The organism is Sphingobium amiense (assembly GCF_003967075.1).
GTDB lineage: Bacteria > Pseudomonadota > Alphaproteobacteria > Sphingomonadales > Sphingomonadaceae > Sphingobium > Sphingobium amiense.
Window position 1 is genome coordinate 539,834 of record NZ_AP018664.1, and the last position, 18,110, is coordinate 557,943.

The 18,110-nt window shown below is 64.7% G+C and carries 18 protein-coding genes; 9 read left to right on the forward strand and 9 right to left on the reverse strand.

Annotated elements, in window-relative coordinates; all coding sequences use genetic code 11:
* Positions 1 to 50 precede the first annotated feature (50 nt).
* The 3 genes from SAMIE_RS02540 to SAMIE_RS02550 form a co-directional block, all read right to left on the reverse strand.
* On the reverse strand, positions 51 to 617 hold the full coding sequence (locus SAMIE_RS02540; RefSeq protein ID WP_066698356.1) for a TetR/AcrR family transcriptional regulator: 567 nt from the start codon (positions 615 to 617) through the stop codon (positions 51 to 53).
* Between the two features lie 199 nt (positions 618 to 816).
* The gene (locus SAMIE_RS02545) at positions 817 to 1,032 is read right to left on the reverse strand and encodes a helix-turn-helix domain-containing protein (protein WP_217998374.1); all 216 of its coding nucleotides are present in this window, start codon (positions 1,030 to 1,032) and stop codon (positions 817 to 819) included.
* A gap of 9 nt (positions 1,033 to 1,041) precedes the next feature.
* The gene (locus SAMIE_RS02550) at positions 1,042 to 1,560 is read right to left on the reverse strand and encodes a DUF2975 domain-containing protein (RefSeq protein ID WP_066697943.1); all 519 of its coding nucleotides are present in this window, start codon (positions 1,558 to 1,560) and stop codon (positions 1,042 to 1,044) included.
* 54 nt (positions 1,561 to 1,614) lie between these two features.
* On the opposite strand from SAMIE_RS02550, the gene SAMIE_RS02555 reads away from it, so the two are divergent.
* Positions 1,615 to 4,245, forward strand: a complete 2,631-nt coding sequence (locus tag SAMIE_RS02555) for a M1 family metallopeptidase (RefSeq protein WP_066697940.1) — start codon at positions 1,615 to 1,617, stop codon at positions 4,243 to 4,245.
* Positions 4,246 to 4,441: 196 nt separating this feature from the next.
* Here the strand turns inward: SAMIE_RS02555 and SAMIE_RS02560 are convergent, their stop codons facing one another.
* Genes SAMIE_RS02560 through SAMIE_RS02575 form a run of 4 tightly spaced genes read right to left on the reverse strand, consistent with a single transcriptional unit; the run spans position 4,442 to position 6,348 of the window.
* Positions 4,442 to 4,906: an SRPBCC domain-containing protein gene (locus SAMIE_RS02560; protein WP_066697937.1), complete on the reverse strand. Its 465-nt coding sequence runs from the start codon at positions 4,904 to 4,906 to the stop codon at positions 4,442 to 4,444.
* A 10-nt stretch (positions 4,907 to 4,916) separates the two neighbouring features.
* Entirely contained in the window at positions 4,917 to 5,519 is a 603-nt protein-coding gene (locus SAMIE_RS02565) for an alpha-ketoglutarate-dependent dioxygenase AlkB (RefSeq protein ID WP_066697935.1), read from the reverse strand.
* Positions 5,513 to 5,797, reverse strand: coding sequence for a hypothetical protein (locus tag SAMIE_RS02570; protein ID WP_066697932.1), 285 nt, complete (start codon positions 5,795 to 5,797; stop codon positions 5,513 to 5,515). Before SAMIE_RS02570 ends, SAMIE_RS02565 begins: the two co-directional genes overlap by 7 nt.
* A 29-nt stretch (positions 5,798 to 5,826) precedes the next feature.
* Positions 5,827 to 6,348: an SOS response-associated peptidase family protein gene (locus SAMIE_RS02575; RefSeq protein ID WP_232037351.1), complete on the reverse strand. Its 522-nt coding sequence runs from the start codon at positions 6,346 to 6,348 to the stop codon at positions 5,827 to 5,829.
* Between the two features lie 56 nt (positions 6,349 to 6,404).
* Here SAMIE_RS02575 and SAMIE_RS02580 point away from each other — a divergent pair, with 56 nt between their 5' ends.
* On the forward strand, positions 6,405 to 7,013 hold the full coding sequence (locus tag SAMIE_RS02580; protein ID WP_066697930.1) for an SOS response-associated peptidase family protein: 609 nt from the start codon (positions 6,405 to 6,407) through the stop codon (positions 7,011 to 7,013).
* 68 nt (positions 7,014 to 7,081) lie between these two features.
* Positions 7,082 to 7,270, forward strand: coding sequence for a DUF3008 family protein (locus tag SAMIE_RS02585; protein ID WP_066697927.1), 189 nt, complete (start codon positions 7,082 to 7,084; stop codon positions 7,268 to 7,270).
* 63 nt (positions 7,271 to 7,333) lie between these two features.
* Here the strand turns inward: SAMIE_RS02585 and SAMIE_RS02590 are convergent, their stop codons facing one another.
* Entirely contained in the window at positions 7,334 to 8,191 is an 858-nt protein-coding gene (locus tag SAMIE_RS02590) for an SDR family oxidoreductase (RefSeq protein WP_066697924.1), read from the reverse strand.
* Between the two features lie 457 nt (positions 8,192 to 8,648).
* Here SAMIE_RS02590 and ligD point away from each other — a divergent pair, with 457 nt between their 5' ends.
* The 3 genes from ligD to SAMIE_RS02605 are packed head-to-tail and all read left to right on the forward strand — an operon-like array spanning position 8,649 to position 11,796.
* Positions 8,649 to 10,475: a DNA ligase D gene (ligD, locus tag SAMIE_RS02595; protein WP_232037352.1), complete on the forward strand. Its 1,827-nt coding sequence runs from the start codon at positions 8,649 to 8,651 to the stop codon at positions 10,473 to 10,475.
* The gene (gene xth / locus SAMIE_RS02600) at positions 10,472 to 11,299 is read left to right on the forward strand and encodes an exodeoxyribonuclease III (RefSeq protein ID WP_066697912.1); all 828 of its coding nucleotides are present in this window, start codon (positions 10,472 to 10,474) and stop codon (positions 11,297 to 11,299) included. Before ligD ends, xth begins: the two co-directional genes overlap by 4 nt.
* Positions 11,296 to 11,796: a cupin domain-containing protein gene (locus SAMIE_RS02605; protein WP_066697909.1), complete on the forward strand. Its 501-nt coding sequence runs from the start codon at positions 11,296 to 11,298 to the stop codon at positions 11,794 to 11,796. Before xth ends, SAMIE_RS02605 begins: the two co-directional genes overlap by 4 nt.
* Before the next feature lie 22 nt (positions 11,797 to 11,818).
* Here SAMIE_RS02605 and SAMIE_RS02610 read toward each other — a convergent pair whose 3' ends face one another.
* Entirely contained in the window at positions 11,819 to 12,082 is a 264-nt protein-coding gene (locus SAMIE_RS02610; protein ID WP_066697902.1) for a DksA/TraR family C4-type zinc finger protein, read from the reverse strand.
* 249 nt (positions 12,083 to 12,331) lie between these two features.
* On the opposite strand from SAMIE_RS02610, the gene SAMIE_RS02615 reads away from it, so the two are divergent.
* The 3 genes from SAMIE_RS02615 to SAMIE_RS02625 are packed head-to-tail and all read left to right on the forward strand — an operon-like array spanning position 12,332 to position 18,097.
* Positions 12,332 to 13,090, forward strand: a complete 759-nt coding sequence (locus SAMIE_RS02615) for an ImuA family protein (RefSeq protein WP_232037353.1) — start codon at positions 12,332 to 12,334, stop codon at positions 13,088 to 13,090.
* Positions 13,008 to 14,825 carry a DUF6504 family protein gene (locus tag SAMIE_RS02620; RefSeq protein ID WP_083952396.1) on the forward strand — a complete coding sequence of 606 codons (1,818 nt, stop codon included), beginning with the start codon at positions 13,008 to 13,010 and terminating at the stop codon, positions 14,823 to 14,825. Before SAMIE_RS02615 ends, SAMIE_RS02620 begins: the two co-directional genes overlap by 83 nt.
* Positions 14,825 to 18,097, forward strand: coding sequence for an error-prone DNA polymerase (locus tag SAMIE_RS02625; protein ID WP_066697899.1), 3,273 nt, complete (start codon positions 14,825 to 14,827; stop codon positions 18,095 to 18,097). Before SAMIE_RS02620 ends, SAMIE_RS02625 begins: the two co-directional genes overlap by 1 nt.
* The last annotated feature ends 13 nt before the right edge of the window (positions 18,098 to 18,110 follow it).

An 18,110-nucleotide genomic window follows, 5' to 3' on the forward strand; every position in this document is an offset into this window, starting at 1 on the left:
CTTGCTCCGAAGTTGAATGATCGTTCCGTAATTGGTCAAAAAAAGGGAGGTCAGCGCAGCGCGCGGAGCGCGAGATCCGCCTGCGCATCCAGCGCCGCGCGGTCGGCTCCGGCCCGCCCGGCGATCCCGACGCCCGCGATGCAGCCGACGAGGAAACCGGCGACCTGCCCGGGGTCGAGCGTCGCTGCGATGTCACCGTCCTGCTGGGCTTCTGCGACGCGGCCGGCGAGCGCGTCGGCGAGCGGCTTGCCGAGTGCGGTACGGATCTCGGTCAGATCCGGGCGCGACCGGCCGAACTCGCAGATCGAGCCGACGCCGAGGCAGGGCTGGTCGGCGGTCGCGACCACCCGGCGCAGCATCGCTTCGATCCCGTCGATCGCCTTGGCACCGCTGCGCAGCGCATCGAGATGCGATGCGATCTCGCCCTGACCGTAGCGACGCACCGCCGCGCGGTAGAGCTGCCACTTATCGCCGAATGCGCCATAGAGGCTCTGACGCCCGATCCCCATCGCCTCGACCAGCATCTGGGCCGAGGTTCCCTCGAAGCCATGCGCTCCAAACACAGCGATCGCCTCGTCGAGCGCCTGGTCTGAATCGAATTCCCTTGGCCGTGCCATCGGGTCCATATGGCCTTTATGGAATAGTCATTCAATAACTAGTTCCGGGTGCTACGCTGCTGCGGAAAATCCGCTAACGGCTCATCAGCCTCGATCGCCATGGTGCGCTTCGGAGCGCTCGGACCGAGCCCGGTCTGGCCAGATGCTCGATCGGACGCGAGCGCGGCCGCACTCCAACAATGCACGCTATGTGCGCCGATCAATCCCGTTGCTCGCCTTCCTCCCAGACGAGGATATCGCCGGGCTGACACTCAAGAAATTGGCAAATACGGTCGAGGGTAGCGAAGCGGACGCCCTTCACCCTCCCTGACTTCAGCAGGGAAAGATTGGACTCCGTGATGCCGATATGTTCGGCAAGATCCTTGGACCGCTTCTTCCGAAGCGCGAGCATGACATCGAGACGGACGACGATCACGGGCGGCTCCTAGACGATGCGATCGAGTTCCTCCCGGGCCAGGTTCGCGGAGGCCAGGAGGTGGGTGATCGGAACCAGCACGCCGGCGATCAACAGAAGAAGAAAATCTGAGCCGACCACTGCCGCGCCCGATCCGTCCGACAGATGAAGCGCGCGCGCGGCGAACAGAACGGCGACCGGCAAGATGCTCGTCGAGGCCGCTGCCGCAAGAATGCAATAGGCGAACGAACGCAGGCTGCTGGTCGCGCGCGGCACCATTCTTCCCGTTTGGGCCAATGCCCCCGCCATCCTCACCAGGCAAAGCAGACCCAATATAACCGCGACGCCGGACAGCAGATCGCACCACCAGCCCGACCAATTCGATGTGGGAGCCCCGGCGGGCAGTTGCGTCGGCAGTCGCGGTATTGCGAGCAGTTCGGTCCAGAGCGCCCAACCTTCGATCGCGACGGTGCCGATAAGGATCAGGACAAGCAGGCCCTGCAGCCTGCCCGCAGTACGCGCGATCGCCTCGGAATCACCTTGAAACATCCAAATCTTTCTGTTTTACGAAAAGAGATCGCTGTTAAATAAGAGGCTATTCCGTTGCTTGGCAAGGCTTTCCCATGCCGGTTCGCTCTGACGCGAGCCGGATACTCTCGTGTCGCCGGTGCGCTGGCAGTCCTGATCCCGATTTTTCCGGCTTCGGCGACGCTCCCCAGCACCGTTATTCCCACTCATTATGACGTGGTGCTCCAACCCGATGGGAAGAATCTCACCTTTTCCGGGAGGGAGAAGATCAACCTCTCAGTTCGGGCAGCCACCGAGGAGATCGTGCTCAACGCATGGCAACTGAACGTGAAACGGGTCGAGCTGAAAACGGAAGGGGGCAAGAGCCTCGGCGCGGCCCGCGTGCGGCTGGACCCGACAAACCAGACCATGCACATCTCGGTTGGATCGAGGGTCGCGGCGGGCCGCTACATCCTCTCGATAGCATATTCGGGGACTGTCCAGCGCAGCGGGAGTGGACTCTTCGCGCTTGATGAACAGGGCAAGCGCTATCTGTTCACGCAGCTTGAGGCCGCCGACGCGCGTCGCCTGATCCCGTCCTGGGACGAACCATCGTTCAAGGCGACGTTCACGGTGAAGGCTCTCGTGCCGTCCGGAGCCACCGCCATCAGCAACATGCCCGCTGTTAAGGATGTGCGCGTCCGCGATGGCCGCCATCAGGTGACCTTCGCGCCGACACCAAAGATGGCAACCTATCTTCTCTTCCTGGCGGTGGGCGATTTCGAACGGACCACGAAGAAAATCGACGGTGTGGAGCTGGGCGTCGTCACCCGCCGCGGCGTTGGATCACAGGCTGATTTCGCACTCGATTCCGCCACGCGCCTCCTGCCATGGCTCAACGCCTATTTTGCCTATCCATTTCCGTTGCCCAAGCTCGACAACGTGGCCGGCCCCGGGGAGAGCCTGACATATGGCGCCATGGAAAATTGGGGGGCGGTTTTTTCTTTCGAACGAGATTTTCTCCTGGACCCGCGGACAGCATCCGAGCGCCGGAAGCAGGGCGTGTTCACCACTCTGGCGCACGAAATGGCACACCAGTGGTTTGGCGATCTCGTCACGATGCGCTGGTGGGACGACCTCTGGCTCAATGAAGGTTTCGCTTCCTGGATGGAGCAGGAGGCCGACCGCCATTTCCACCCGGAATGGAGCCCGGACCTTACCTTCATGCGCGGGCGGGATCTGGCAATGGAGGCCGACGCGCTCGACACGAGCCATGCCGTCGTGCAGCCGGTCAATGACGCCGCCGGCGCGCTCCAGTCCTTCGATTTCATCACCTACTTCAAAGGCGAAGCGGCGATCCGCATGCTCGAGGCCTATGTCGGGTCCGAAGCATGGCGCGCCGGTCTTCGCGATTATATCGCGCGCCATGCTTACGGCAGCACCACGAGCGACGATCTCTGGGCCTCCGTAAGCGCTGCGGCCAAGCTCCCGGTGGACGGCATTGCGCGCGACATCACCCGCCAGGCCGGGTTGCCTTTGGTCGAGGCTTCGAGCTCATGCGAGTCTGGTCAGACGATTGTCCGGCTGGACGAGCGCCGCTTCCACAGTGACGGCCGTGATGACCCCGGTCCCGGCTGGCATCTTCCCGTTCTTCTTGGTCACCCGGGCCAGAAGCCTCAGCAACTGCTTCTGCACGACAAAGCGATGGTTTCGATCCCCGGTTGTGGTGCGACGGTCGTGAACATCGGGCAGAAGAGCTACTTCCGCACCGCTTATTCTCCGTCCATGCTGGCCGAGTTATCCAAGGTCTTCCCGTCACTGGACCAGATCGATCAGCTCGCATTGCTCAGCGATACAGCGGCCCTCGGCCTTGCGGGCGCCGGGTCGCCGGCAGCGATCCTGGAACTGACATCCAATCTCGGCCCGGAGGCACCCGCGCCGGTTGTCAGCGACGCGCTGTCGCACTGGGATACGCTTTATGGGTATGCGGCAAACGATGCCCGCGGTCAGCTCCTTCTCCGCGACTTCGCACAGGCGTCCTTCGCTCCTCGTCTGCAAATGTTGGGCTGGTCTCCACGGTCTGGCGAGCCGGCAGAGGACGCCAATTTGCGAGAACAGTTGATCGAGACCCTCGGCGGCGCGGGCGTGCCGGAAGTCCTGAACAGCGCCAGGCATCTGTTCGAAGCGAACGAAGAGCCGGCCCCTCGCATCGCAGTGCTCAAGGCCGTCGCGCGCAACGCGTCTGCCGAAGATTGGGAGCGCATTCGCATCATGGCGTTCGCGGAGCGATCACCGCAGCTTCGTTCGTCGCTGTTTGAGCTGCTTGGACGTGCCAGAGATGACGCCCTTGCCGCGAAAGCGCTGGATATTGCGGTTGCCGACACATCAGCGGGAACGGCCGGACCACGAATGATCGAGGCTGTGGCGATCAGTCACCCGCTTATGGCATTCCGGTTCGCTCTTGCCCACCGCGACATCATTCTTAAGCAGCTCGACTCGTTCACCGCAGCAACGTTTCTGGCTGACTTGGCCGGACGCAGCGGCGATACAGAAATCTTGGATGCGGTTCGGGCCTATTGTGCCGAGCAGCAGTCGCATGAGATCCAAGATGCCTGCGCTACGACCACAACCCTTCTCAAGAACGAGGGGCGTATCCGCGCTGCGCGAATGCCTGGCGTCTTTTCTTGGTTGGATGCTCAAGAAAGGAAGAGTTCTCCGTCGCGTTGACGCGGCGATATCGCTGGCCGATCCAGGTTGCGGTTTGTTGTTCGTAGACCCGGGAGCGTGGTCGAACACGCCCGCGCTAGACGGTTCGAGAAAGCTGCTAATTCACGCCTGTATCGCAAAGTTTACCTGAGCTTGACCAAGCGAATTGAACGATTGCGTACTTGTGAACAGCGCGCCGAGCGTTGCGCTGGCGAACCTATTCGACAAAGTTGGCGAGATTGCGCAACGTTGCTTCCATCCCAGTGCGGTGGTCAGACTCACTGATTCCTGGCGGCACGTTTGTGGCAGTGATGGTGAGGCGCGTCCCATCGCGCACCGGGACCAGGAGCGTGGTGATCGTCATTGTTCCCTGGAACCGCGGATCGTCGCTCTCGAATTGGACTTCCTCGACCAGACGCTCGTCCGGGAAGATTTCAACGAACCGGCCATCGATCACGTCCTCGTGCTCGCTGGATTTGCCATGCGATACGCTGCCGTCAGGATAAACAAGCACCATTCGATAGCGGCCGCCCGGCCGGGGATCGAAGTGCTCGACCCGCGCGGTCATGTCAGCGGGCGGGCGCCAGTTCGCCATCGCTTCGCCGTCGAGCAATATGCGGAAGATGGCCCGCGGTGTGGCAAGGATTGTTCGTGAAGCAGTATGCGCGGTCGGTTCGTTCATGCGTGGTCCGCTACGATGTCAGATCGCTTAGCGGCAACCCTTTGGCGCGCGTAAGCGAACGGAATGTGATCGACCACCGGACGGCATCCACACAAGCTATGCTGTGTTCCCATTCATTCCGAGATTCGCCACTCAGATGGTAGATCGAGCGTGGCTGTAGTGGAACGTAAGCACGTTCGAACTTCGTGCCACTGCGCCGGCGGAATCGCATCCTGGCCGTCTGACCCAGCGAAACTCCGACAACGTGCTCGAACACGGGCCGGTCGCGATGCCAGCCGATTCCCGCACCAGGGTCGTATCGGATCAGAAGTGCCTGAACGAGATCGGTCGGATCGAGGCCAGCGAACCCCGCAGCTTTCGCCTTCAGCGGTAGCAGCCAGTCCGGGATCGGCTCTGCCGGCGCGAAACAGCCGGTCCCGAAATCATATTTCCAGCCGAAACTGCACGTAAGCCGCTTGCCGGTCCATTGCTGGAACTGGAAGGGCGTCAGCTCGCAATCGCCGATCAGCGCGATCAGCGCGCGTTCCTCCGCCGCGCTGATGAAATTCTCGCTCGTCGCGAGGCCAGGCAAAATGGGCGTGTCGAATAGATCTGCGACGGCGAGATTCACCACGGAATCTCGTCATCGATCAATCCGTCGATGTCGCCCGCGGCCCGCAACGTGTCTGCCGCTAGCCCGAGTGGGCCGGGCCAGAAGCGCACGCCGGCGTCGGCACGGCGGCGCAGATCGGCGACCACGGCAAGGGCGAATTCGGGATCGCCATCATAATTGGCGGACGTGCGCTCGAACGAGTCGGCCACCGCGCCAGGTTCCATATCCTCCATTTCGCGAAGCATCTCGTCGGCTTCGCTACGCACCCAATATTCAGGCGTGTCCCACAAGCGACTCATAGCTTGATCCTCCCGTCCGGCCCCCCGCCTCACAGCGCCAGCGCAGTCTGACGCGGGGCATCGACGATCTCCTCGACAACGAACATGTGAGCCGGCGGCGTCTCCAGCAGATCTATCTCCGGCACCGTCTGGTCGAGCCACTGCATCACCTGGCGGCGATGGATGATCGCGCCGTGGCGTTCTTGATAGCGCGCGACCTCAAGACAAGCAGGCACGGTGACGACCCGGAAACTGAGCGGCCATTCACCCATCGCCGGTTCCCAGATTCCCGCGAGGTAGAAGAAATTGCCGCCGTCCAGCGTCACGCGATAGCGCTTGTCGCCCACGGCAAGAATGAACTCGGAGCAGGGGATGAGGCAACGGTGGCTTGGGAACGTGCGCCCCTCGGAACGCACGAACCGGAACGAAGCGCCATCGCTGAACCGGGGATTGGAACCCCAGCGCGCTTTGACCATCTCGACTTTGCCGGAATCATTCGTCTTCTTCCGGATGATAAGCCGGGCATGGTCGTCTGCAGCGCCGGAGTCGAACGGGGTGGGCTTAACGTCCATGCGCTGGAACATAATGGGAACGAGAGCGAGTCGCAAGATGACGAAGAGAGCGTGCCATGTGCAATGACTATCGGCTCGAAGTGGAGATCGCCTCGATCATGGAGGATTTTGAGGGTCTGGAGATCAACATCGACGTGCCTGAAGGGACGCCCAACGTAGCGGCGCGCGCTGACATTAACATCACGGACACAGCACCAATCGTCCGCGGAATCGAGGGCAGGCGCGGCGGCGGCGAGTTGATCAACCGACGATGGAGCTGGCCGGGGCAGGGCGGCAAGCCGGTCTATAATTTCCGTGCCGAAGGGCGCGAGTTCACATCGAACCGGGTCCTCATCCTGACAGACGGCTTCTACGAGTTCACCGACCCCCAGCCGGGAGAGAAGCGCAAGACCAAATGGCTATTCACGCTCAAGGATCATGACTGGTTCTGCATCGCCGGCATCTGGCGCGCGCACCCCGAAATCGGCGAGGCGTTCACGATGCTGACGCTGGAGCCCGGCGAGGACATCGCGCCATTTCATCGGCGCCAGATCGTGCCGCTACCGCGCGAACTCTGGACGGACTGGCTGGACGCCAGCGTGCCGGCGGGTGAAGTGCTGCGCACTCTGCCCAAAGGAAGCCTGATCCCGGCGCAGGTGTATCCGCCGCAATCGGCGCTTTTCTGAAGATCCCGCAGCGCGGGCACCAAGGATAGCGCGAGACGTTGGTGCGGCTTGGACAAGGAGGTCGACAAATGCCTGCAAAATCCGTCGCTCAACAAAAAGCCGCCGGCGCGGCGCTGAGCGCGAAGCGCGGCGAACAGCCGAAATCGAAGCTCAAGGGTGCATCCAAGAGTATGGAGGAATCCATGTCGGAAAAGCAGCTTGAGGAGTTCGCTCACACCAAGCGCAAGGGTAAGCCGGAGCACGCCGCCAAGAGCTGATCCGGTCCCTCGCTGATCGGCCGACCTACCTCAGTTCCGGCAGGTGGACCGGTCCGGCTCTTGTCAGATGAACGGCCGCCCGCCTGTGACCGGAACGGTTGCGCCGGTGATATAACTCGCCTCGTCAGTCGCCAGCATCACATAGGGCGGCGCCAGCTCGCGCGGCTGTGCCGCGCGGCCGATCGGCGTATTCTTGCCAAAGTTCTTCACCGCCTCAGGCGGCATCGTCGACGGGATGAGCGGCGTCCAGACGGGACCAGGCGCCACGCAGTTCACGCGGATACCTTTATCTGCCAGCATCTGTGCCAATCCCATCGTGAAGTTCTGGATCGCGCCCTTTGTCGTAGCGTAGGCCAGCAGATGCTCGCTCGGCTGGTCGGCATTGATCGAGGTCGTATTGATGATCACTCCAGCCTTGCCCAAATGCGGCACGGCCGCCTTCGCCAGATAGAACATCGCATGGATATTGGTCGCGAAGGTGAGCTGCCACTCCTCGTCGGAGATGTCGTCGATATCCTCGAAGCTCGCCTGATGGGCGGCGTTGTTGACCAGGATGTCCAGTCCGCCCAGCTCCGCCACCGCTTTGTCGACGATCGAACGGCAATGGTCGGGATTGCTGATGTCGCCCGGCACGAGCACGGCCTTGCGGCCCGCCTCCTCGACCAGCCGCTGCGTCTCGCGCGCATCGTCGTCTTCGTTCAGATAGGCGATCAGAATATCAGCGCCCTCGCGTGCATAAGCGATCGCAACGGCGCGGCCGATTCCGCTATCGCCGCCGGTGATGATCGCGCGCTTACCCTGAAGGCGGCCCGATCCCTTGTAACTGTCTTCACCGTGATCGGGGCGCGGGTTCATTGCATCGGTGCGTCCCGGCATAGGCTGCTGCTGCTCGGGATACGGCGGCGTTGGATCGTCCGGCATGTGCTCCACTCCTGCCATCTCAGCGCTTGGCGCGTTCAGGCCGCCAGCGGCGGCCGATGCTGGGGCATGAACCCCACGACTCGCTTGTGCGTTCCAAGCTGAAGCCGAGACGAGGAGAGTAAGATGTCGAAGCGAGAATTGATCGATACCGGCACTGACAAGCGCTATGTCCGTCGGGATGACGAGGGCAAGTTCAAGGAATCGGACGATGTGGGCCGGTCGTTGAGCCAAGATGTCCGGCAGCACGCGAAGACTAAGGCGAAGCCCGGCCAAGGCGATCGCGGCGACCACTAACTTCCATATTGGCGGACGTCGTCATTCTCGCTGTGGGAACGACTCCCTGTCCACGGGAGTCTCTCGAAGATGACAAGGCAAGCCTGAGCCGGCCAGAGTGGCGCGCGCTGCGACACGACCAAACCCGAAGCGTTCGGCGCGATCAGCCGACGGCAGGAAACATGTGTCCGGCTCGACACCGCCGCCCTTCCGCCCTGTCCAGCTTGCCACCCTCGTCGATGCTGTGCCCGCAGGCGACCGTTGGCTGCACGAAATGAAGTATGACGGCTACCGCACGCTCGTATCGGTCGGTGGCGGGGAGGCTCGCGCCTATACCCGCTCGGGGCTCGACTGGTCCGATCGCTTCCCCTCGATTCTCGCCGACGCGGCCAACCTCAAGGTCCGCTCCGCGCTGATCGATGGCGAGGCGGTCGTACTCGATGGCAATGGCCGGTCGAGCTTCCAGGCGCTGCAAGGCGCGCTCAAGGGTGCGCCCGGCACCATCGACTATTATGCGTTCGACCTGCTGGAGCTGGACGGCGACGATCTGACCGGGCTTCCGCTCATCGAACGCAAGGAAAGGCTGCACGCGGTCCTTCCCGCTGATCTTCGTCATATCCGCTATTCGGACCATATCCGCGGCAACGGGGAAAAGCTGCTCAACAGCTTCTGCCAAGCCGGGTTGGAAGGCGTGATCTCCAAGCTGGCCACCGCGAAATATGTCGGCTCGCGCGCCGGGAGCTGGGTCAAGACCAAGTGCATCAAGCGGCAGGAGTTCGTGATTGTCGGCTGGACGCCTTCGGACAAGAGCCGAGCGTTCCGTTCGCTGATCCTGGGCGTCCATGATGACGGCAAGCTTCGCTACGCAGGTAAAGTCGGCACCGGCTTCGACACCGCCGAGCTGTTCCGCCTGATGGAGATCATGGCTCCGCTCGAACAGAAGGCGCCCACGGTCGCGGCGGCCCGCGCCGAGGTTCGCGGCGCGCACTGGCTGCGCCCCGCGCTGGTGGCCGAGATTGCCTTCACGGAAATGACCAACGAAGGCACGCTCCGGCATCCCAGCTATCTCGGGCTGCGCGAGGACAAGAAGCCCGAGGCGGTCGTTCTAGAAACCGAGCATCATGCCGCCGACCTTCCGGCGCCCGCGACCAGCAATGTTCCGATCAGCAACCGCGAACGGGTAATCTTTCCTGAGTCCAACATCACCAAGGGCCAGCTCGCCGATCATTATGCGGCGGTGGCGGAGATCATGCTTCCCTGGGTCGGCTCGCGGCCGATCAGCCTGGTCCGCTGTCCGCAGGGCCGCGCCAAGAAATGCTTCTTCCAGAAGCATGACGCCGGCAGCTTCGGCGACAAGGTCCATCATGTCGGCGTCGTCGAGAAGAACGGCCACGAGGAACCCTATCTCTATATCGACGATGCCGATGGGCTGATGACCTGCGTGCAGATGGGCACGATCGAGTTCCACGGCTGGGGCGCGCGGATCGAGGATGTCGAGAAGGCGGATCGGCTGGTGTTCGACCTCGACCCCGATGTCGGGCTCGATTTCGAAGTGGTGCGTTCGGCTGCGTTCCAGTTCCGCGATATCCTCAAATCGATCGGACTGGAGACCTTCCCGATGGTGACTGGTGGCAAGGGCGTCCATGTCATCGCGCCGCTCACCCCGCGCGCCGAATGGCCGGAGGTGAAGGATTTCGCGCATCGCCTCGCGCAGGCGGTGGCGCAGAGCGATCCGGAGCATTTCACAGCGGCGCTGCCGAAGGCCCAGCGCAAGGGCCGCATCTTCGTTGACTATCTGCGTAACCAACGAGGCGCGACGGCGGTCATGCCGTACAGTGCCCGCGCCCGCGAGGGCGCTCCCGTCGCCGCTCCGATCACATGGAAGGAGATGGAGACGATCGACACCCCGGCCCATTTCCATATCGGCGATGCCGCCGAACTGATGAAGCGCGCGCGATCGAAGGCGCTGGCCGGCTGGGGCCGCGCGGATCAGACGTTGCCCGACCTGTGAAGATCGCTACCTATAACGTGAACGGCGTCAACGGCCGTCTTCCGGTCCTGCTGCGTTGGCTGGAGGAGAGCGGGCCCGATATCGTCTGCTTGCAGGAGCTGAAGGCGCCGCAGGAGAAATTCCCCGAAAAGGCGATCCGAGACCTTGGTTACGAAGCGATATGGCATGGCCAGAAGAGCTGGAATGGCGTCGCCATCCTGAGCCGGGTCGGCGAGATTCACGAAACGCGCCGGGGGCTCCCCGGCGATCCCGACGATCTGCATAGCCGCTACATCGAGGCGGCCGTCGCTGGGGTTCTGATCGGCGGGCTTTATCTGCCGAACGGCAATCCGAAACCCGGCTCCAAGTTTGACTACAAGCTGCGCTGGTTCGACAGGCTGATCGATCACGCAGCCGAACTGCTCGGATCGGGCCTGCCGGTGATGCTGGCCGGCGACTTCAACGTCATGCCGACCGATCTTGACGTCTATAAACCTGAGCGCTGGCTGGACGACGCGCTGTTCGCCCCGGAAGCACGCGCTGCCTATGCTCGCCTGCTCGGCCAAGGCTGGACCGATGCCCTGCGCACGCTCCATCCGGGGGAGAAAATCTACACCTTCTGGGATTATTTTCGAAATGCCTACGCCCGCAATGCCGGGCTGCGCATCGATCATCTGCTGCTGAGCCCGGTCTTGGCCGATCGGCTCGTCGCCGCAGAGGTCGACCGCGATGTCCGCGGCTGGGAGAAGACCAGCGATCATGCGCCGGTATGGGTCGAGCTGGCCGACAAGCCGCAGCGCCGCCGCAGGCCAGCGGCTGCAAGCGAGGTGGGAGCGTCATTATGAAGGTCGAGAGCTTCGTGCTGCCTGAGCACGACTGGGTCCCCAACAACCCTAAGCTCGCGGTGCTATTCTATCATGGGGCGGTCGATGCCACCGACTGCGAGGGAACGGCGAAGGCATTCGAGGCGGCGTTCGGCGACAACGGCTGGCCGCCGCAATGGCGCGACGGCATCTACGACTATCACCACTATCATTCGACCGCGCACGAAGCGCTCGGTATCGCGGCTGGCACGGCGACGCTTATGATCGGTGGTCCGGGCGGGCGCGAAATCCGCGTCGAGGCCGGCGACGCGCTCGTTCTGCCGACCGGCACTGGCCATCGTAGCATTGAAGCCAGCGACGATTTTCTCGTGGTCGGCGCCTATCCGCGCGGACAGGATTGGGACATCTGCCGCGAGGCACCGAGCGAAAAGGCCCGCGAGCGCATGGCCGGGCTACCGCTTCCGGATGCCGATCCGATCGCGGGCCGTACCGGTCCGTTGATCGAGCAATGGAAATAGCGCCCCCCGACATCGCCCGGCCCTAGCGCAACTGGCTGTCCTTGCTGCCACGACGATTGATTCCGACGCTGCGGATATTCGCGTCGCGCTTCGACTGGCAGGCGACGCAGGTTCGCGTGCCCGGCAGCGCAGCGCGCCGGGCAGCCGGAATCTCCTCGCCGCAATCGTCGCATTCATCGCTGCCATCGCCCGCCGGCATCATGACGCGCGCCCGCAGCACCGCATCCATCACCGTATCGTCGATCTGATCCTGAACGGCGCCGTCTCGCGCCCAACCATTCGCCATCCTGTCCTCCGCGCACATGCGCGATACCAGTGACTTAGATAGGAACTGGGGCGCGGATTCAAAGCGCCGTCGGGATCGATGAAGCCTCCGTTTCTCCTGCCGAAAATCCTCTTGAACAGTGTCTCGTGCGACCTTGGGCGACGCTTCGGACAGGCCGTCCCGATTCATTGACCTTGACGAATCCTCCGACGCAATGGAACATAATAAGAACAAATGAGTCGATGATGACCTGTGTCCACGCAACCAGCCTTGACCGATCGGCCTCGCGCCGAACAGCTTGCTGCGCTCCGCGCCCAGCTCGCGCAGGCTTCGGCCGCGCGCGGGCCGGCCTTGGCGTTCGGGCTGCCCGCGATCGATGACCGGCTTGCGGACCGGGGCGTCGACGGTGCCGGCCTCCACGAGATCGCGGCTGCGACCGACTCGCTGAGCGACGATGCCGCAGCATCGCTGTTCATGGCCGGGATCGCCGCGCGGTTCGCCGCCCAACCGGGCTTCACCGTCCTGTGGGCGCTGAGCCGGTTCGATCTCTATGCGCCGGGGCTGGAGCAAGTGGGTCTCGGTCCCGATCGCATCCTCTACGCGCAGGGCCGCAAGGACAGCGACGTGTTGGCGCTGGCCGAGGACGGCTTGCGCGGCGGCTCGCTCGCCTGCGTCGTCGCCGAGGTGAAAGCGGCTGACCTGACCGTCACGCGCCGGCTCCAGCTCGCGGCAGCCGACAGCGGCACGCCGATCCTGCTGTATCGCCGCGATCGCAAGCCGGATCGCTGCCCGCTAGTCCAGCCGTCGCTGGCAAGGACGCGCTGGCGGATCGGCTGCGCCTCATCGGCGCGCCTGCCATATCCCGGCGTGGGCCGCGCGCGCTGGTCGGTCGAGTTGGTCCGGCAAGGCAGCGGCAATCCCTTTTCCCTCGAAGTTGAAGCATGTGATGTCACGGGTCGCCTCGCTCTACCTGCCGCAGCTCCCGATCGAGCGGCTGCGCCGGTTGGAGCAATCAGCCAAGCCGCATAACCCGGAGCCACGCCCGGTTCGGCCGAGCGTGGTGCCGCCGATCGACGACGATCCCGGCGCCTGCTCGGTGCCGCGTGGCGGCGGCTGGCGTCCTGGCGCCCGTTGGGCGCGCGACGGCGCGCTGGCGCGGGAGCGCGTCGCGGACGACATCGCCACCTTGCCCGCACACCAGCGGCCGACGATGCGCGAGATGGGCCGGCGCAGCGAGCCGGCCGATCATCCCTTCAAGGCCATGCGACCCGACGAAGGCGGCCCGCGCGGTCAAGCCGTGGCCGCCCCGTTTCAGCCCGCGGCATGGGCGCGGCCGACGATCCTCATCGAGCGAGTCGGTCAACGCGATGTCGTCACCGCTGCCTGTCCGCTCGCCGCCGAGCTGGGTATCCATAAAGGCATGGCGGCCGCGCACGCACGCGCGCTCGTCGCCGATCTCGACGTGCGCGATGCCGATCCGGCGGCCGATCGGGCGGTGCTCGACCGGCTCGCGCTCCATGCCGTCGGGCATTGGACGCCCACTGCCAGCGTGGCCGCGCCGGACGGGTTGTGGCTGGACCTCACCGGCGCCACCCACCTGTTTGGCGGCGAAGAGCGCTTCTGCCGCCATCTGCACCGCTTCCTTGCCCGGCTGGGATATACCGCATCCATCGCCATCGCGGGCACGCCGGGCGCGGCGCACGCGCTCGCCCGCTACAGCGGCGTATCCATCACGGTCCTGCCGCCGGGTGCCGAGGCACAAGCCCTTGCCGGATTGCCGCTCGCCGCGCTCCGGCTCACGCCGGATGCGTTGACCGCCGCCGCGCGCTTCGGGCTCGACCGCATAGCCGATCTTTATCCGATGCCGCGCGGACCGCTCGCGCGTCGGCTCGGCCTCGCGACCGTGACCCGGCTCGATCAGGCGCGCGGGCTGGTAGCCGAACCGATCACCCCGGTCATACCTTTCGACGAGCCGCAGGTCTCGCGCCGGCTGCTCGAACCGATCGGAACGGCGGAGGCCATCACACAGGTCATCGGCGACCTCGTTGATGATCTCGCCCGGCTTCTTCAGGCGCGCGGCCTCGGGTTGCGCAGCGCGGTCCTGACCTGCCTGCGCGTCGATGGCGACGAGCAGCGCATCGGCCTCGGCACCGCGCGCGCGACGCGCGACGCGCACCATCTGAAACGCATGTTCGCGCTGCGGGTGGAGCGCATCGAACCGGGTCTCGGCATCGAGGCGATGACGCTGGCAACGCCGCGCGTCGAGGATCTTGCGCCGACATCGCTCGAAGCGACATTCGCCGACGGCGCCCGCGTCCGCGATATCGCGCCGCTGGTCGACCAACTCGCCGGCGGCGTCGGGGAGCAAGCGCTGTTCCGCATCGGCGCGCGCGAAAGCGATGTGCCCGAGCGTGCCGTGCTCCGCGTGTCGCCGCTCTCCATCCCGACCGGTTGGCCGGCGTGGAAGCGCCCCATCCGTCTCCTGCCGCGACCCGAGCCGCTGTCCAACGTCGTCGCCTTGCTGCCCGATCACCCGCCGCGCCGGTTCGTCTGGCGCGGACGCGCATATCGCGTTGTGGCGGGCGACGGCCCCGAGCGCATCCACGGCGAATGGTGGCGCACGGCACGCGAACTGTGGGCGGTGCGCGACTATTTCCGAGTGGAGGCCGAAGGCGGCGAACGCTTCTGGCTGTTCCGCCGCGGCGACGGCGTGGAAGGGGCGACCGGCGATCTCTCTTGGTACATGCACGGGCTGTTTGGCTGATGGCGACCTCCGCGACCACCTATGTCGAGCTTCAGGTGACGAGCCATTTTTCGTTCCTGCGTGGCGCCTCTTCGCCCGAGGAACTGTTCGCCGCCGCCAGCCTGCTCGGCCATCGCGCGCTGGGATTGGTCGACTGGGGTAGCGTGGCCGGCGTGGTGCGCGGCTGGGATGGGCAGAAGACGACCGGCGTCCGCATGATTCCGGGTGCTCGGGTCGACTTGACCGATGGCCGGGCCTTGCTGGTCTATCCCATCGACCGTCCCGCCTGGTCGCGGCTCACGCGCCTGCTCTCGATCGGCAAGGCGCGCGGCGGCAAGGGATGCTGCGTCCTCGATTGGAGCGATGTCGTCGCGCACGCCGAGGGGCTGATCGCGATCCTCATTCCCGATTGTCCCGACGCCACCGCCGCCGCGCATCTTGCCGAGCTGCGCACCGTCTTCGGCGCGCGCGGCTATCTGGCGCTCTCGCTGCGGCGCCGGCCGGATGATGCAGCGCGGCTCCACCAACTCGATGCGCTGGCGCGCTCCGCCCGGATGCGCAGCGTCGCCACCGGCGATGTTCTCTACCATGCGTCGGATCGCCGGCCGTTGCAGGATGTCCTGACGGCGATCCGCGAGAAGACGACGATCGACGCGCTTGGCTTCCGGCGCGAGCGGTACATGGATCGCGGTCTGAAATCTCCGCAAGAGATGGAACGCCGGTTCGCCGCCTTTCCCGACGCGATTCAGGCCAGCGCCGATATCGCCGCTGCCTGCCAGTTCGACCTTGGCGAGATCCAGTATCAATACCCCTATGAGCAGGTGATGGCCGGGCGCACCGCGCAGGAGGCGTTGGCGGCGCTGACCGAAGAGGCGGCCGGGCAGATGTTCCCCGATGGCCTGCCGCCCAAATATCGTGAGCAGATCGACCATGAGCTGAGGCTGATCGACCAGCTCGGCTACGCGCCCTATTTTCTGACCGTTCATTCCATCGTCGCGGAAAGCCGGCGTCGGGGCATCCTGTGCCAAGGGCGCGGGTCGGCCGCCAATAGCTGCGTCTGCTACATGCTCGGCATCACCTCCATCGATCCGATCCAGCATGAGCTGCTGTTCGAGCGATTCGTGAGCGGCGAACGCAAGGAGCCGCCCGATATCGACGTCGATTTCGAGCATGAGCGGCGCGAAGAGATCATCCAGTGGATTTACGAGACCTACGGGCGGCATCGCTCGGCGCTGACCGCCGTCGTCACCCGCTACCGCACGCGCGGCGCGGTCGCCGAGGTCGGCAAGGCGCTTGGCCTGCCGCGTGACCTGACCAAGATGCTCACCGGCCTCGTTTGGGGCTGGTCGGTCGACGGCATCAGCGACGAGCAGATAGCCAGTCTCAACCTCAACGCCGGCGATCATCGGCTCCGGTTGACGCTGGAGCTGTCACGCCAGCTCATCGGCACGCCGCGCCATCTCTCGCAGCATCCCGGCGGCTTCGTGCTGACGCAGGAGCGGCTGGACGATCTCGTGCCCATCGAGCCGGCTCGCATGGAAGACCGCCAGATCATCGAATGGGACAAGGACGATATCGACGCGCTCCAGTTCATGAAGGTCGATGTGCTCGGTCTCGGGATGCTCGGCTGCATGAACCGCGCCTTCAACCTGCTGGAGCAGCATAAAGGCATCAGGACCGGCATGGCCGACCTGCAGGACGATGATCCGGGCGTCTATGCGATGATCCAGAAGGCGGATACGCTCGGCGTCTTCCAGATCGAATCGCGCGCGCAGATGTCGATGCTGCCGCGCATCAAGCCCAACAAGTTTTATGATTTGGTCATCGAGGTGGCGATCGTGCGCCCCGGACCGATCCAAGGCGACATGGTCCATCCCTATCTGCGGCGACGCGAGGGCAAGGAGAAGCCCGAATATCCCAAGCCCGAGCTGCGCGCCGTCCTTGAAAAGACGCTGGGGGTGCCGCTGTTTCAGGAGCAAGCGATGAAGGTCGCGATCGTCGGCGCGGGCTTCACTCCGGCCGAGGCCGATCAGCTCCGGCGCGCGATGGCGACGTTCAAGCTCACCGGCGGGGTCAGCCATTTCTACGACAAGCTGGTCGGCGGCATGATCGAGCGCGGCTATCCCAAGGACTTCGCCGAACGCACGTTCAAGCAGATCGAGGGGTTCGGCAGCTACGGCTTCCCGGAAAGCCACGCCGCCAGCTTCGCCAAGATCGCCTACGCCTCCTGTTGGGTGAAGCACCACCACCCCGATGTCTTCTGTGCGGCGCTGTTGAACGCGCAGCCGATGGGCTTCTATGCACCCGCGCAGATCGTCCGCGACGCCCGCAACCACGGCGTCGAAGTTCGCCCGGTCTCGGTCAACCACAGCCATTGGGACTGCACGCTGGAGCCGGCCGCCGGACGCTATCTTGCGGTGCGGCTCGGCTTCGGACAGGTGCGCGGGCTCGCCAATGTGCATGGCGCCGCCATCGTCGCCGCGCGCGGCCAGGCTCCCTATGAGAGCGCCGAGGACATCTGGCGTCGTGCCGGCGTGCCGCGCGCCGCGATCGAGCGCTTGGCCGACGCCGACGCCTTCGGCTGCCTCGCCGAGAATCGGCGGCAGGGTCTGTGGAAGGTAAAGGGGCTCGGCGAAGCGCCGCTCCCACTGTTCGCCGGCGCCGATGCGCGCGAGGCCGCCTTCTCGCCGGAGGGGCTGGAGCCGGCGGTGACGCTGCGGCCGATGACCGACGGCCGCGAGGTCATCGAGGACTATCGGTCGATCGGCCTGTCGCTGCGCGGCCAACCGGCCATGTTCCTGCGCGACCAGTTCGACGCCATGAACATCGTGCGCTGCGCCGATCTTCCGACCATCCGCGATGGACGCAACGTCGAGGTCGCCGGCGTCATCCTCGTGCGCCAGCGGCCGGGTTCGGCCAAGGGCGTCCTGTTCGTGACCATCGAGGACGAGACCGGCATCGCCAACGGCATCCTCTGGCCCGATCGGTTCGAGATCTATCGCCGGCAGGTCATGGCCGCGTCGATGATCGCGATGCGCGGCCGCCTCCAGAAGGAGGGCGAGGTCATCCACATCATCTGTGACCGCATCACCGATATCGATCCTATGCTGCGCTCGATCGGCGACATGGATTTCTCGGTCGCGCCAAATCCGGCGGATGGCGCGCGCAGCGGCGGCGGCCCCGATCCGCGCGATCCCCGGTTGCCGCGCGGCCGCACCCTCGCGTCGCCGCCGCATGGCGTACCGCGCGACGAACAGGATTTGCTGCGCATCCGCAGCCACGATTTTCACTGATTGCGAGCTGCCG

Bases quoted from the DNA above. Each gene is read 5' to 3' on its own strand.
- SAMIE_RS02570 (WP_066697932.1), bottom strand. From the start codon at position 5,797: ATGAGTCGCTTGTGGGACACGCCTGAATATTGGGTGCGTAGCGAAGCC.
- SAMIE_RS02580 (WP_066697930.1), top strand. From the start codon at position 6,405: ATGTGCAATGACTATCGGCTCGAAGTGGAGATCGCCTCGATCATGGAG.
- SAMIE_RS02575 (WP_232037351.1), bottom strand. From the start codon at position 6,348: ATGGACGTTAAGCCCACCCCGTTCGACTCCGGCGCTGCAGACGACCAT.
- SAMIE_RS02620 (WP_083952396.1), top strand. From the start codon at position 13,008: ATGTCACGGGTCGCCTCGCTCTACCTGCCGCAGCTCCCGATCGAGCGG.
- SAMIE_RS02550 (WP_066697943.1), bottom strand. From the start codon at position 1,560: ATGTTTCAAGGTGATTCCGAGGCGATCGCGCGTACTGCGGGCAGGCTG.
- SAMIE_RS02605 (WP_066697909.1), top strand. From the start codon at position 11,296: ATGAAGGTCGAGAGCTTCGTGCTGCCTGAGCACGACTGGGTCCCCAAC.
- SAMIE_RS02590 (WP_066697924.1), bottom strand. From the start codon at position 8,191: ATGCCGGACGATCCAACGCCGCCGTATCCCGAGCAGCAGCAGCCTATG.
- SAMIE_RS02540 (WP_066698356.1), bottom strand. From the start codon at position 617: ATGGCACGGCCAAGGGAATTCGATTCAGACCAGGCGCTCGACGAGGCG.
- SAMIE_RS02610 (WP_066697902.1), bottom strand. From the start codon at position 12,082: ATGGCGAATGGTTGGGCGCGAGACGGCGCCGTTCAGGATCAGATCGAC.
- SAMIE_RS02585 (WP_066697927.1), top strand. From the start codon at position 7,082: ATGCCTGCAAAATCCGTCGCTCAACAAAAAGCCGCCGGCGCGGCGCTG.
- SAMIE_RS02560 (WP_066697937.1), bottom strand. From the start codon at position 4,906: ATGAACGAACCGACCGCGCATACTGCTTCACGAACAATCCTTGCCACA.
- SAMIE_RS02625 (WP_066697899.1), top strand. From the start codon at position 14,825: ATGGCGACCTCCGCGACCACCTATGTCGAGCTTCAGGTGACGAGCCAT.